11 protein-coding genes and 1 other RNA gene are annotated in these 13,375 nt (G+C 55.9%); 11 read left to right on the top strand and 1 reads right to left on the bottom strand.

The window, feature by feature from the left end:
* Window positions 1-2 precede the first annotated feature (2 nt).
* From VH413_20100 to VH413_20055, 10 genes are all read left to right on the top strand, one after another.
* Window positions 3-725, top strand: coding sequence for an urease accessory UreF family protein (locus VH413_20100; GenBank protein ID HEX3801004.1), 723 nt, complete (start codon window positions 3-5; stop codon window positions 723-725).
* Window positions 726-745: 20 nt separating this feature from the next.
* Complete coding sequence (gene ureG, locus VH413_20095; GenBank protein ID HEX3801003.1) at window positions 746-1,474, top strand: urease accessory protein UreG; 729 nt, start codon at window positions 746-748, stop codon at window positions 1,472-1,474.
* 103 nt (window positions 1,475-1,577) lie between these two features.
* Window positions 1,578-2,375, top strand: a complete 798-nt coding sequence (locus VH413_20090; protein ID HEX3801002.1) for a sigma-70 family RNA polymerase sigma factor — start codon at window positions 1,578-1,580, stop codon at window positions 2,373-2,375.
* Between the two features lie 14 nt (window positions 2,376-2,389).
* Window positions 2,390-2,914 carry a hypothetical protein gene (locus VH413_20085; GenBank protein HEX3801001.1) on the top strand — a complete coding sequence of 175 codons (525 nt, stop codon included), beginning with the start codon at window positions 2,390-2,392 and terminating at the stop codon, window positions 2,912-2,914.
* A 27-nt stretch (window positions 2,915-2,941) separates the two neighbouring features.
* Complete coding sequence (locus VH413_20080; protein HEX3801000.1) at window positions 2,942-4,636, top strand: hypothetical protein; 1,695 nt, start codon at window positions 2,942-2,944, stop codon at window positions 4,634-4,636.
* Window positions 4,637-4,697: 61 nt separating this feature from the next.
* Window positions 4,698-5,429 carry a hypothetical protein gene (locus VH413_20075; GenBank protein ID HEX3800999.1) on the top strand — a complete coding sequence of 244 codons (732 nt, stop codon included), beginning with the start codon at window positions 4,698-4,700 and terminating at the stop codon, window positions 5,427-5,429.
* A gap of 178 nt (window positions 5,430-5,607) precedes the next feature.
* Window positions 5,608-5,766: a DUF3309 family protein gene (locus tag VH413_20070; GenBank protein ID HEX3800998.1), complete on the top strand. Its 159-nt coding sequence runs from the start codon at window positions 5,608-5,610 to the stop codon at window positions 5,764-5,766.
* Entirely contained in the window at window positions 5,763-6,434 is a 672-nt protein-coding gene (locus VH413_20065; protein ID HEX3800997.1) for a hypothetical protein, read from the top strand. Before VH413_20070 ends, VH413_20065 begins: the two co-directional genes overlap by 4 nt.
* A 138-nt stretch (window positions 6,435-6,572) precedes the next feature.
* Window positions 6,573-6,962: RNase P RNA component class A (gene rnpB, locus VH413_20060), an RNA gene on the top strand.
* A gap of 100 nt (window positions 6,963-7,062) precedes the next feature.
* Complete coding sequence (locus VH413_20055) at window positions 7,063-7,494, top strand: VOC family protein (GenBank protein ID HEX3800996.1); 432 nt, start codon at window positions 7,063-7,065, stop codon at window positions 7,492-7,494.
* 76 nt (window positions 7,495-7,570) lie between these two features.
* Here the strand turns inward: VH413_20055 and VH413_20050 are convergent, their stop codons facing one another.
* Complete coding sequence (locus VH413_20050) at window positions 7,571-9,067, bottom strand: family 10 glycosylhydrolase (GenBank protein ID HEX3800995.1); 1,497 nt, start codon at window positions 9,065-9,067, stop codon at window positions 7,571-7,573.
* 431 nt (window positions 9,068-9,498) lie between these two features.
* On the opposite strand from VH413_20050, the gene smc reads away from it, so the two are divergent.
* Complete coding sequence (smc, locus tag VH413_20045; protein HEX3800994.1) at window positions 9,499-13,245, top strand: chromosome segregation protein SMC; 3,747 nt, start codon at window positions 9,499-9,501, stop codon at window positions 13,243-13,245.
* The last annotated feature ends 130 nt before the right edge of the window (window positions 13,246-13,375 follow it).

Here is a 13,375-nt window from a genome sequence, read left to right as displayed (position 1 = left end):
TTGTGTTCGCGCGCGTACAACCAGAATCAGAATTTGCCAAGGCTGGCGGCGAGGCAGAAATCGCCGGCGATCAGTGGTTGATTTGGCAACTGGCGGATTCGGCTTTCCCGACCGGCGGATTCGCCCACTCCGGCGGACTCGAGGCAACATGGCAGCACGGCGAACTGCGCAATCGTGCTGAACTGCGAAGTTTCATCGAGGCCAGTTTGTGGCAATTTGGAAAGGGTTCGCTGCCATTCATGCTGGGCGCTTACGACCAGCCGGCGGAACTTTTGCGTCTCGATTTGTTGTGCGATTCCTTTACGACGAACCATGTCGCCAATCGAGCGAGCCGGTTGCAGGGGCGCGCATTGCTGGCATCAGCCGAGCGCATTTTTGGCGGCGCGGATTTGAAACAAATTCGCGAATCAGCATCAGCCGGGCAGCCGTTTCATTTGAGCCCGGTTTTTGGCGGCGTGGTTCGAGCTTTGGGGATTGGGCGGCGCACGGTGGCGGAACTTTTCTTTTTTACTTATATGCGCGGATTGACTGCGAGCGCGGTGCGATTGGGTGTCATCGGGCCGATGGAAGCACAATCGTTGCAACACCAATGCGCGTCACCAGCCGTGGAAATTCTTGATCACTGCGAAATGCTCACTGTGGATGACGTCGCCCAGACAGCACCATTGCTCGACCTCTGGCAGGGCGCGCAAGACCGTCTCTATTCGCGATTGTTTCAAAGTTGATTTTCGCATCGAATAACATTATGAGCGCAGGTCATCATCATCACGGGCCGGACGGCCATACTCACGAACACCTGGAACATCCGGGACGCTTCGGTGAACGCGAACAACCTTTGACGCGAGATTTCGCTCAACGCGCTTTCACTGTCGGCGTTGGCGGCCCGGTGGGCAGTGGCAAGACGGCGTTGATGCTGGCGCTGTGCCGGGAATTGCGCGAGCGAATGAATATCGCCGCCGTGACGAATGATATTTTTACGAAAGAAGACGGCGAATTTTTGGTGCGGCATCAGGCGTTGGAAGCCGAGCGTATTCGCGCCGTCGAGACGGGCGGTTGTCCGCACGCCGCGATTCGCGAGGACATCTCGGCCAATCTGCTCGCGCTGGAAGAACTGCAACGCCATTTCAAACCGGAATTAATGCTGCTGGAATCCGGCGGCGATAATCTGGCCGCGCATTTCAGCCGCGAACTGGCTGACTTCACGGTGTACGTGATTGATGTTGCGGGCGGCGATAAAATTCCCCGCAAAGGCGGCCCTGGAATCACGCAGGCGGACTTGCTGGTGATCAATAAAACCGACCTCGCCCCGGCGGTCGGCGCCGACCTTGAGGTAATGGCCCGTGACGCCCGGCGCATGCGCGGCGATGGCCCGGTGGTGTTTGCGCAGGTCAAGCACGGTCCCGGCGTGGATGCCATCATCGAGCATATCCTTCATGCCTGGCGGCACGCGAATTCCGTGGCGCATACGCACTAGGCTTCGTCGTCGTCGTTTGAATTGATCCGCAGATTTCGGATTCAAACTGCTTTCATTTTAGAGTGCCACGGCGTAATCATACCTATGAGTTCCACTCAAACGAATGATTGACGCCGTCATCAAACCCATTGACCGAGTGCCTGAGACGTTGCGCATGACCATCGAGTCATTGCTCGCGGCTGGGGATGCCGCCGAAGCTCGCCGTTTGATGGCCGATGCGACAGCGCTGAACGAGCAGAAGTTTCAGGGCGAGAGTTGGGCCCGTTTGCAGGATGCCAATTTGTGGCCGGACGCCTGGTTGATCGCCGCCATTCGCTGCGAACCGCCCGACGGTCCCGCGCTTGATGTATTAGTGGATCGTTACTGGAAAAAGCTTTTTGCGCGCTGCCAGGTGATGACCTTGAATTCCCAAAAAGCCAGCGATCTGGCACAGGAAGCGTGGTGCCGCGTCTTGCGCGCGCGCCGTTCGCTTAAGCCCGACGGTAATTTCCCCGCCTATCTTCTGACCATAGCGACGAACCTGTGGCGTGATAATTGCCGCTCGGCCCGCCGCGCCGGGCCGATGGCCGAAGGCCGACTGGCTTCGCTCGAAGCCGAGATCGCCAGCGACACCGGAGAAAATGGCCGGCTTGCGGACTTTCTGCCGGACTTGAAAACGATTCGCCACGTCGAAAGCACGCTGCTCAAGCTGGATATTGATGAGGCGTTGGGCCGGCTGGACACATTGCTGCACGAAATCCTTGTGGCGCGTTACATCGCGGGCGAGTCGTGCGCGGAGATCGGCTTGCGCTACGGTCGCACCGAGCAAACCATCAGCGCCTGGGTGCGCGAAGGCGTCCGGCAAATGAAAATTCATCTTGAGGACTCGCGCCCGGTCGATCCCGAAACGGTTGCAACATGAAAAAAAATATTTCCATGGAAGAACTTTTACAGTTGCGGCTCGCGCAGGCTGAGGCGGAAGCTCCGCCGGCACCGCGGGGAAAACGCCTGCTCGAATTGGCGCGGCCCTGGTGGGAAACCTGGCCAGAAAAATTTCAGGCCTGCGCCGAGCGCCTCGGCAAGATGCGGGTCGCCTATGCGCATGCCATGACGGAACTCCGACAGGCCCGCGGGGGACATCCAGTTCCCGCGTTAATCGTAAGCGACGGACAGGAGACCGAAGATTTTGCGCGCGTAGTTTATCTGGTCGTGCGCGACGGACGGTTGCGTTTGCGTTTTGAGTTGAGCGCGCCTGCCGATGGGGCGAAGGTTGAAAACTTTGAAGTCACCTTGGTGGCGGATAGAACTTCGCGTCCGGTTTTGTCAGCGCCTGCGACGGTCGCGGTGGATTGCGAATATCGCATGGATGCCGAATTGCCCGCGGAAGTCGTCGTGGGATGGGATGCGCTGAAAGTCACCGACCGCATGCCGTTTCGATTCATTCTGCGCGCGAGTCCCTAGTCCATTGCAGTTAATACGTGATCCTGAATGCGCTTCGTCTGGTTCTGGACATTCTGGCACTGGAGTACGGAAAGTTTCCGTGACGGCTCGCTTTTGCGCAGCCCGCTTCACGGGATTGGCAGCCATTGGGACGAATGGTATTGCCACGAAGCCTCGGTTGGTGAACGCGCCGCAGTTCAGCAAGCGGGCCGCACGCGCCATTCGCAGCGGCAATTCATCGCGTGGCTGCTGAACCGCTGGGCGCGCGAAGCCAATTTGCGCAAAAACGGTTTGGCGCGGCATTTCATCCTGAGTGAACTTGCCGGGGTCGCGCCGTTCAACGAATGGGCCGCCTTTGAAAAATATCGTGCGAGCTTCGGCGTAGGCGGACTGTCGGCGATTATCCTCACCGAAAAAAGCCTGGGCGAAGCGGAGGACGTCCGTCGGGTCGAAGCGATCGCGCTGCCGGCCGATGCCACCGCTCCGCAAATCGTGAGCGAAGGTTTTCAAGTGGACGGTGTGGAATTGGAAATACCACGCCGCGCTGCGATGAGCCTTTTGAACGGCAAAGGGCTGCTGGTATTTCTCGCCTTGTGGATCGCGAGCGGGCGGCGTCCGTATTCAAAAGTGGTGAGAGTCGCGCTAATGGCCGGATGGTTCGGGGTGGCTGGAATTATTTTATATTTGTTGATCGGACCCGATCCGGGAAGGCAGTTGTTTTATGTAGTAGCGGCACTCGTCACGCTTTGGGTCGGTTTGATTGCGATCGCGGCGAAAGTTTCAATGACCCAGTGTCTCGCGGCGTGGCGCGATGGACGCGAGTGGAATGCTCTGTTGAATCGAAGCCAGGTGCGGCTGCGAATGAATGGCGGCCTGACGCTAAAAGGTGGCTCGGCGGGCGTCGTTTTTTGTTTGAGCACGATGCTTTCGTTGTTCCGCGCCAAACGTGGAAAAGAACATCGTTCATGGCTATGGCGCAATATCTACACAAAATTAAATTCCGAGACGAACGGCTGGGCCGCGACGGGAGTGGTCACTGCCGAAGCGCACCTCCGTCCGGTCGTGATTGAGCCGAAGTTGCGCGCGTGTGTTCAGCATGATTCAATCACCCATCTGCTGATGCCACGACAAAGCGGCGCGGGCCGCGGCAAAATGAAAGACTTGAGCGGCACGCTGGCTTCGGCGGTTTTCGAGCGCACGCCGGTTACTGCGGCGGATGGTTTGCAACAACTCGGTTTTGCGGCGGAGAGCCAGGGATTGGCGATTCATCGTTGCCGGCATGTGGCAGGCGCGTTGATGCGGATCGGCAATCTTTCGAGCGCGCGGCAAATGGCGGTCAACGCGCTCGCGCTCGCGGTAAGTTGCGTGATCCTTTTCGGCAATGGCGGCCTGCGGGCCGTTCTGTTCCCTCCGCGCGCACCGCTGGCCGTTATGCCGTCCTCTCCATCACCTTCCTACCTTTGGGTGACCCTTGACACCCGGCATCCTGAAGATTTCCGCGTAGTCCTGGAGTCGCATTTTTGGTCCAATCGCCGGGCGAATTTGCTTCCGCGCCGCGGTCCAAATGCCTTGCCGCGCGCGGAAATGCGTCTCGCTCCGCTAGCCACTCCGGTATCGCTCGACAGCGAGAACGGCACAGTGTGGGTGGAGCGTCGAAACCATTTTCTCACGCGCGAATTCGATTTCGGTGAACGCGTAGGTTGTTATTCGCTCACCTATTTGAATCGTCTTGGGCATGAATAAAATTTTTTACAAAATCCGTCTCAAGCGCCGTGCTGCATTTGTCCCGCGAGAATGGTGCGTCATGATAAACATCCTATTGATTGCATTCGCGATCGGCTTTGCGGGCTGTGGCGAACGCAACGATGTCAATGTCCAATTGTCGGAACGCGCAGCGCCGCAAGAGCCGGCGAATCTTCTTGAAATTCAAGCCCAGGTCGCGGGACCCACGGCGGGACTTCACTATAAATGGTTCGCGGTTTCCGGCGAGTGTGAGCCACAGGAATCCGACCGGCCTTCCACTACCTTTAGATTTGCCGAAGGGGTGCGGCAGGACAAAGTTTCAGTGGAAGCATGGCGTGGCAATCAGCGGGTCGCGCAGTCGGAAATTAGAGTGAAATTCGATGGCGACAGTTCGCGCAATGGGCGGCAGGCGGCTAACGTCCAGATTGAGATCACGACGATTCCGCCATTCGAGCCCGGCGGTCCCGATACCCACGCGGACATCGCCGGACGCGTCAGCGGTCCGGTGCCCGCCGATTGCGTTGTCATCATTTATGCTCGCGCCTTCAGCTATTGGTACATCCAGCCGACCCCGGGTTTTTTTCTGCCGATTCAGCCCGACAAAACCTGGTTTAGTTGGACCCATACTGGTTCCAAATATGCCGCGCTGGTCGTCCGGCGTGACTTTGAACCGCTGGCGCGATTGGAAATGTTGCCAGACAAAAATGAAATGGTTCTGGCTTCCACCATTGTCGAGGGCGCGCTGAAGCCGGAGAAAACGACCAACTCTGACGCGAGTCCGCGCAGCCAGTGAATCACGTTGAAAAAAACGGGGCCGCAATTTGCATTTTACAAAAGAGGAATAATGCAATTTGCCCCGTTCGTATTTTTACCGTCACTTAATTCAGGCGAAAATGGAGGGATAGGGAACTGGTACACCTTTAGCTTTTCGTTGGTAACGGCCCAAAATTGGCCGAAGGCAATCAAAAATTATGAATCCTTCACGACTGGTATTGGTTCTATTGATTATCCTCATCATCGCCGCGCTGCCCGCGTGGCCGTATAGCAGCGGGTGGGGATACTATCCCAGCGGCGGACTCGGACTCGTGGTAGTGATTCTGCTCGTGCTGCTATTGCTCGGAAGATTATGAAAACTCCAAAAATTCTTTTCACGGGTGCGGCCCTTATGACTTTTGTCATTTCCGCCGGCGCTGAAATCCCTGCCACGATTATTACTACCGATGGTGTCACTTATAACGGCGTGTCGCTCATTCGCGTGGAACCAGACGGTTATTTGGTTAATTACGAACCGATAAGAAACGGAATCGGCGTGGCTAAAATCAAATTTTCCCGGCTTTCCGTCGATCAACAAAAGGCCGCGGGCTATGACCCGCAAAAAGCCCGCGAATATGAAAATGGCGCGGCAAAGGCCAGTGAGGATTGGCGATTGGAAAATGCGCGGATGGAACAAGCCGCGAAAGCTGAGATGCAATCCCGTGACGAGCGCGACGCTCGCGACGCGCAAATGGAAATTCAAAGGCTGGCTGCTCTGGCGCAACTTGACGAAGCCGAAGCAAATCTCGCGCGCGTCCAGACTGGAGGCGAATCCGGCGGCAATGACCAAGGCTACGGCTGGACGGATGGAGGCGGCGCTATAGCGATTCCCACTATTGACGAAGGCCGCAATCGTTTTCACGACGGCCTTCATCACGGAGAACTTGGCCACGATAAATTCAACCGGGAACATGATGTCAATCACCAGCTATTATCGCCCTGGCCACCACGTATCGAACCACCCCACAGATTTTCAGCAAGGTAACTGTAACATCAACTAAACCGCCATCCGGGTGAGTCGCGTAAAACCGATTTACCCGGGTGATTTTTTTTTAAGCCCTCTAAGGACTTTTGTTTACGCTGCTTGATTCGGACAAATTCACGGCGTAGAATGGCGGTGATTTTGGAAGGGCGGAGAATCGCTCCCGTGCGCAAGCCGGGGGAGGAAAGTCCGAACTCCGCAGGGCGCGATGCCGCGTAACCTTTGCTTGAGCAGGGGATACACGCGGGAGAAAGGTTAAAAACTTTCGACGGAAAGTGCCACAGAAAATGAAACCGCCGCCGGCTTCGGTCGGCGGCAAGGGTGAAACGGCGGGGTAAGAGCCCACCGCTCCAAGAGCAATCGCGGAGGCACGGAAAACCCCATCGGGTGCAAGGCCAAATAGGAAACCGAGGAGTTGCCCGCTCCGGGTTCCGTTCGCGGAACAGGTTTCGGGTATTGGCTGCTGAGACAAATGATTCTCTCCATCCGCAAGGGTGAAGACAAAAATCGGCTTACAGCCCTTCCAAAATCTTTTTTTTGTCTCGAAAGGGATTTTCCGTTCGTCGTATAGAAAACGGACGCATTCGCTCCGGCGCGGTGTCGAAGACATGTTCCGATAAATCAAAAAAATATGAGCACAGAAAATAATTATTTAGTTCAACCTCACTTGAATTTCGACGGCCGTTGCGAGGAGGCCATCGAGTTTTATCAAAAGGCGATCGGCGCGGAGGTGGCGATGATGTTTCGCTTCAAGGATTCTCCCGACAAATCCATGTGCACGCCAACTTCTCCCGACAAAATAATGCACGCGCGAATCCGCATTGGTGAGACGCTGATTCAGGTTTCAGACGGACGTTGCCAGGGCAAGGAAACTTTCTCGGGATTCGCGTTGTCCATCACTGTGCATAGCGAAGCCGAAGTGGAACGGCTTTGCAACGGTTTGGCCACGGGGGGACAGGTTGTGATGCCGCCCGCCAGGACTTTCTTCTCCGAGCGCTTCGGAATGGTCACGGATAAATTCGGCGTTTCATGGATGATTTTGGTGAAGCCCGCAAGCATGTGATCACACTTCAAAACTAAAAATCAACGGAGGGTTGCGGAATAACTCTGCAACGCTCCGCTCTTCAATCAGAATAAATTTATTTCGCGTCTGACCGCTTGACGACCATCGCCGGACTTGCCACTCCGCAACGATCAATGGCCGTCACCGCCACGATTTCAGGTGAGTCTGTGAGAGGCTGATGCCGCGCGTCGCCGGGAAGAATGGCCGTGCGCCAGCTTCCGTTGGCTTTCGTCTGAACCACCCAGGCGGAAATTTTATCGAACGCCGCCGGCTGCCAGTTGACCTGATCGTGCCCGTCCACCATCAGCTTGGGTTTTCCGGGAGCTTTTTTTTCCAGCCACGGCGAGGAAGGAATAAGCGCAGGTGCGGAGTAAGGGCCATTTTCCAATTCAGTTGCCAAGTTGCCACGATTCGACATTAGAGTGTGATCGGCCCAATGAATGGAGCCCGCCGAACTGCCACTCAACTCGCGGGTAGTCTTAATTTGATTGATGATTTCAAACGCGGCCCATTTTCCCCCCACGCGTTCCGAATCAAGGCCGGGCCAGATGTTGCGATGCTTCGGATTTTGTTCCTCCCACCATTTTAAGAGCACGGGAAAACTTTGATCCGGCGGCGCGATAGCCCAGTAAAGCTGCGGCGCGAGATAATCCACCCAGCCATTCGTCAACCACTTACGCGAATCGCCGTAAAGGACATTGTAGGCGTTGAAACCCTTGATTTGAGCGGGATAACCGGGTTGCCAAATGCCGAAAGGCGCGATGCCAAATTTCACCCAAGGCTTCGTCTCCTTAATAGACTCATAGACGTGGCGTACGAAGGTATTCACATTTTCGCGACGCCAATCTTCGTGGCTGAGTTTGCCGCCCGCACCGTATTTTTTCCAACTTGCCTCGTCGGGAAATTCCAGGTCGCGATGCTGGGCGTCCTGTTCCTTGTAGGGATAAAAATAATCGTCGAAATGGACGCCATCTATGTCATAGCGCCGCACGACATCCATCACCACGCGCAACGAATAGTCCTGCACTTTCTTCTCGCCGGGGTCGAGCCAAAGCATCGTTCCGTATTTGCGCACCCAATCGGGATGGGTGTGGCTGATGTGATTCGAAGACATCGGCATTTTCGCCGGGAGCAGCGCGGCGCGAAACGGATTAAACCAGGCATGCAGTTCCAACCCGCGGCGATGCGCTTCGGTGACGGCAAACTCCAGCGGATCATAAAATGGTTGCGGCGCCGCGCCCATCGTGCCGCTGAGATAACCTGACCACGGTTCGAGTTTGGAGGAATACATGGCATCGCACGCCGGGCGGACTTGAAAGACGATGGCGTTCAAATGCAATTTGACCGCGCGATCAAGGATGGCGAGGAATTCGTCCTGTTGCTGCTTGACCGTCAGGCCCGGTTTGGAAGGCCAGTCAATATTTCCCACCGTCGCCACCCACGCGCCGCGAAATTCCCGTTCCACCGCCGGCGGATCCATCACCACCGGAACGTAATTCCCCGCGCGAGCGCTGAAGCTCACATAAAGTGCAGCGATGATGACTAGAGTGAAGGCGCGGATGTTACAAACCATGAGTTACTCATTAACTACACTGTTAATGATAGTTTCAAGTAATAAACCTTTTTTGTTTAATACAAAAACGGGTATGGGCGGAATAATCGGATATAATATATATATGCGGGTGGAATATTGGAGTGGCTGAGCAAACGAAGCGCGGCGGCCAACGTGATCAAGAGGGGTGCGTTTGGATGATCCGAGAACGGCAATCTCTTCTTGGGTTGCTGCGGATCGTAGATCCGCGGTCCGCACGGAAAGAAGGCTGGCGCATGCGGTCACGGCGGTCAAAGCATTTGAACCAGAATTTACTCAAAAACGGCTATTTTTGCCAAAAACCGCGATTTTAGTATCTCACCATTAGTTGTGCCCTGTGAATAACTATCCCCCTGTATATGGTGGTTTTTACTTTACTTCTGCCATTTATTTGCTCAATTAAATGGAAAATCATGTATCTCAAGAATTTAACGGTTTTAGGCTTCAAATCGTTCGCAAATAAAACGAGCCTGAATTTCCAACCGGGCGTCACGGCCATTGTCGGGCCCAACGGTTGCGGCAAGTCGAATGTGTCCGACGCCATCCGCTGGGTACTGGGCGAACAGTCGGCCAAGGCCTTGCGCGGTGGCGAAATGGCGGACGTGATTTTTAACGGAACCGACGGGCGGAAACCGCTCGGCATGGCCGAAGTTTCGCTGACCATCGGCGGTGTGGACGAGGAACATCTTAGCGCGGCGGGCGTCGAAGTGGCCTATAACGAAGTTACGATCACGCGCCGGGTCTTTCGCGACGGTGGCAGCGAGTATTTCATCAATAAGACTCCTTGCCGTCTCAAAGACGTGCAGCAGCTTTTCATGGGCACGGGCGTCGGGCGCACGAGCTACAGCATCATGGCGCAGGGGAACATCACGCAAATTCTTTCCAGCAAACCTGAAGATCGCCGGATGATTTTTGAGGAAGCGGCGGGCATCACGAAGTTCAAGGCGCAAAAAAAAGAATCGCTGCGCAAACTCGAATACACCGAGCAAAATCTTTTGCGCGTCGCCGACTTGATTCGCGAAGTGAAGCGGCAGATCGGCTCGTTGCAACGCCAGGCGGGCAAGGCGCGGCGCTATAAACAATTCATGCTTGAGTTGCAACACCTCGACACGCAGCTTGCGCGGCATCAGTTCGATGTTTTTCAATCCGAGATCACGGATCGTCAGACATCCGCCGAAAAGTTGCGCACCGAAATCGAGCAAAGTTCCGCCGCCGTGCTGCAAGGCGAAGATGAAATCGCTGCGTTGCGCGAACAATTATCCGTGCTGGAACATCGCATCAACGAAATGCAGCAGCGCGGCCTTGAACTCAAGGGGCAGGTGGAGCGGCAGGAAAGCCGGGTGCAATTCAACGAGGAACGCCTGCGCGAATTGGCATCGCAAAACACGAAGGCTCTCGGCGACATCACCCAGGCCGAGGAGCGCCACAGCGCCGCGGAACAGGAATTGGCTGCGTTGAGCGAGCGCCTAACCGCGTCCACCGCCGCGCTCGAACAGAATCGCGCCGCATTGCAAGCTAAACGCGACGCGGTTCAGGCTATTGAAAATGAATTGCGCCAGTTGCAGGAGAACCAGCGCAAGGCACAGGCGGAAGCCTTTTCTCACGCGCAACAACTGACCCGCGCACGCAACGAGATCAACGCGCTTGATTTGCAGAAGCAGGGGAACGTCGTGCGGCTTGAAAAACTTTCCGCCGAAAAAATCCAGCTTGAAGAGGAGCGCGGCCAGTTGGAAGTGCGCTTGCATCAATTCGCGGCGAATGTCGAAACGCAAAAGCTCAATGTCCAAACCCAGCGTGGCACGGTTGAGGAACGTCAGGCGCGATTGCGCGAGATTCAAGCGGAACTGGCGCAGTTGACACAGCAGTTGGACGCCCAGTTGCAGCGGCAGGCGGAAAAGCGCTCGCGTCTCAACGTGCTTGAGCAATTACAATCCGAGCACGAAGGCTTCAGCGCGGGTACGCTCGCCGCGCTCAAAAATGCCGAACATGTGCTGGGTTCATTGGCGGACAAAATCCGTGTGCCCGACCAATATATTACCGCCATCGAAACGGCGCTGGGTCATCACCTGCAACTGGTCATCACGGAGCAACCCGAAGCTGCCCGCCACATTCTTTCCGACCTGAGCGCGAATAAAAAAGGCCGCGCGAGCATCGCGGCGTTGTCGCTGCGAGGGACGAGCGAAAATATTGCTCTTCCGAACACGAACTATCCGACGGCGTTGAGCGTCGTGGAATCGGAGGCATCGGTTCAACCGCTACTCGAGAGTTTGCTCGGCCGCACTTTGGTGGTTGCCGATCTGCAAACGGCCACGGCCGCATGGCAGGAGAGCAATGGCCAATTCGATTACGTCACACACTCGGGCGAGATTCTTACGCGCCATGGAGTTTATACCGGCGGGTCGAGCAATGGCTCGGGAAAAGCGCCGGGTTCGATTCTTGGCCGCAAAAATCAAATCACCGAATTACAGGCGCAACTCGCGCAAGCGCAAGAGCAGGTGAGCGAACTGAGCCGCAACAAGGGCGTGTTATTAAGCGAACAAACTTTGTTGCAAGCGGGCTTGCAACAGGCGCAGACGGAATTGCGCCAGCAGGAAGTCGCCATCGCGACGCATCAGGGCGAGTTCAATGCGCTGCAAAATTCCCAGCGGTTGCTGCATCAAAAAATTGACACGGTCGTTTACGAAATCCAGAGTCTCGCGTCGCAGGAGGACGAGGGTACTCGCAAACGCGCCACGCTCGCCCAGCAAGCCGGAGGACTTGAAGCGCGCGAGTTGAGTCTTCAGCAAGAGGTGGCGGGCATTACCGCGACGCTCGAAAATTTGCGCCAGCAGCGCGACGCCGCGACCACGACGCTGACCGAAACGAAAGTTGCCGTGGCTTCGGAAGAGCAGATTTGCGCATCGTTCCGCCACCAGCAACAAACGCTCGAACAGCGTTTACGCGAATTGGCGCAGCTTGTCACGCAACGGCGTTCGGAAGTCTCGGGATTTCTCAATCGCAAAACCCAGGCGGAATCGGAAATCCAGGATTCACATCGCCAGATCGAATCGTTGCAGCACGAACGCGAGCAGGTGAACACGCAGGCGGCGGCGTTGCTTGGCGAAAAAGAGATGCAAGAAGTGGATATTTCGGCGCGTGAGGATGCCTTGCGCGAACAACGTCGCCGGCTCACCGAATGCCAGCAGCAACGCGGCACGATCGAAATCGAATTGGCGCAAAAAACGATGAGTGTCCAAAACCTCCGCGAACGCATTCAGCAAAAATATCACCTTAATCTCGATGACATTCGGAGCGAGTGCATCACGATCACGTATGCCGACGAAGGTCCGGCGAAAGTACAGACCCTGACGCCCGAGGAGATGGCGGCGAGTGGCGGGGCGACGGATTGGAACGCGGTGACTGAACAAGTCGCGGCGCTGCAAAAGCGCATTGATGAAATGGGGCCTGTGAATCTGGTGGCGATCGAGGAGTACGAAGAAACCGAGCAGCGTCACACATTTCTCACGACGCAACACGACGATCTCGTCAATGCCAAGACGCAGTTACTTGACGTGATCAATCGCATCAATTCGCAGACCCGCCAGATGTTCACCGAGACGTTCGAGAAAATTCGCGATAATTTCCGCGCGATGTTCACCGAAGTGTTTGGCGGCGGCAAGGCGGACCTGATCCTCGTGGGTGAAGGCGATGCGCTCGAAAGTGGGATTGATATTGTCGCACGTCCGCCCGGTAAACAGCTTCAGACGATTTCGTTGCTCTCGGGCGGCGAACAAACCATGACCGCGGTGGCGCTGTTGTTTTCCATTTACCAGGTCAAGCCAAGTCCGTTCTGCGTGCTCGACGAATTGGACGCGCCGCTTGATGAATCGAACATCAATCGTTTCGTGCGCGTGCTGCAACGCTTTCTTTCGCATTCGCAATTCATCATCATCACGCACAACAAACGCACCATCGGCATGGCCGACGTGCTTTACGGTGTGACGATGGAAGAGCATGGCATCAGCAAAATCGTGAGCGTGAAATTCCACAAGGCTGACGAACCGACGCTCGACCTGAAGTCCACCCCCCTTGTGCCGCCGGTGGCGGGAACGCAAGTCGAGTCGGCTGAAGACGCGCCGCACAAACGCGAAGAGACGATGGACATTGCCATGGCGAAGTAGGCGCAAAATTCTGGTGGGCGCAGTTGCGGAATTGCTTTTCTCGCAGCGCTGTGTCATGTTCGTGGCAGGAGGCAGGCAGCCGCAAATTTTTTGCGATGTTCAAATGAACATTGCTAAACGAAAATGGTCT

The sequence above is a fragment of the Verrucomicrobiia bacterium genome (genome assembly GCA_036268055.1).
GTDB lineage: Bacteria > Verrucomicrobiota > Verrucomicrobiia > Limisphaerales > Pedosphaeraceae > DATAUW01.
Note: the sequence above shows the minus strand (reverse complement) of the source record. Positions and strands in the feature narration are given on the sequence as shown.

Bases quoted from the DNA above. Each gene is read 5' to 3' on its own strand.
- VH413_20080 (HEX3801000.1), top strand. From the start codon at position 2,942: ATGCGCTTCGTCTGGTTCTGGACATTCTGGCACTGGAGTACGGAAAGT.
- ureG (HEX3801003.1), top strand. From the start codon at position 746: ATGAGCGCAGGTCATCATCATCACGGGCCGGACGGCCATACTCACGAA.
- smc (HEX3800994.1), top strand. From the start codon at position 9,499: ATGTATCTCAAGAATTTAACGGTTTTAGGCTTCAAATCGTTCGCAAAT.
- VH413_20055 (HEX3800996.1), top strand. From the start codon at position 7,063: ATGAGCACAGAAAATAATTATTTAGTTCAACCTCACTTGAATTTCGAC.
- VH413_20090 (HEX3801002.1), top strand. From the start codon at position 1,578: ATGATTGACGCCGTCATCAAACCCATTGACCGAGTGCCTGAGACGTTG.
- VH413_20050 (HEX3800995.1), bottom strand. From the start codon at position 9,067: ATGGTTTGTAACATCCGCGCCTTCACTCTAGTCATCATCGCTGCACTT.
- VH413_20085 (HEX3801001.1), top strand. From the start codon at position 2,390: ATGGAAGAACTTTTACAGTTGCGGCTCGCGCAGGCTGAGGCGGAAGCT.
- VH413_20065 (HEX3800997.1), top strand. From the start codon at position 5,763: ATGAAAACTCCAAAAATTCTTTTCACGGGTGCGGCCCTTATGACTTTT.
- VH413_20070 (HEX3800998.1), top strand. From the start codon at position 5,608: ATGAATCCTTCACGACTGGTATTGGTTCTATTGATTATCCTCATCATC.
- VH413_20075 (HEX3800999.1), top strand. From the start codon at position 4,698: ATGATAAACATCCTATTGATTGCATTCGCGATCGGCTTTGCGGGCTGT.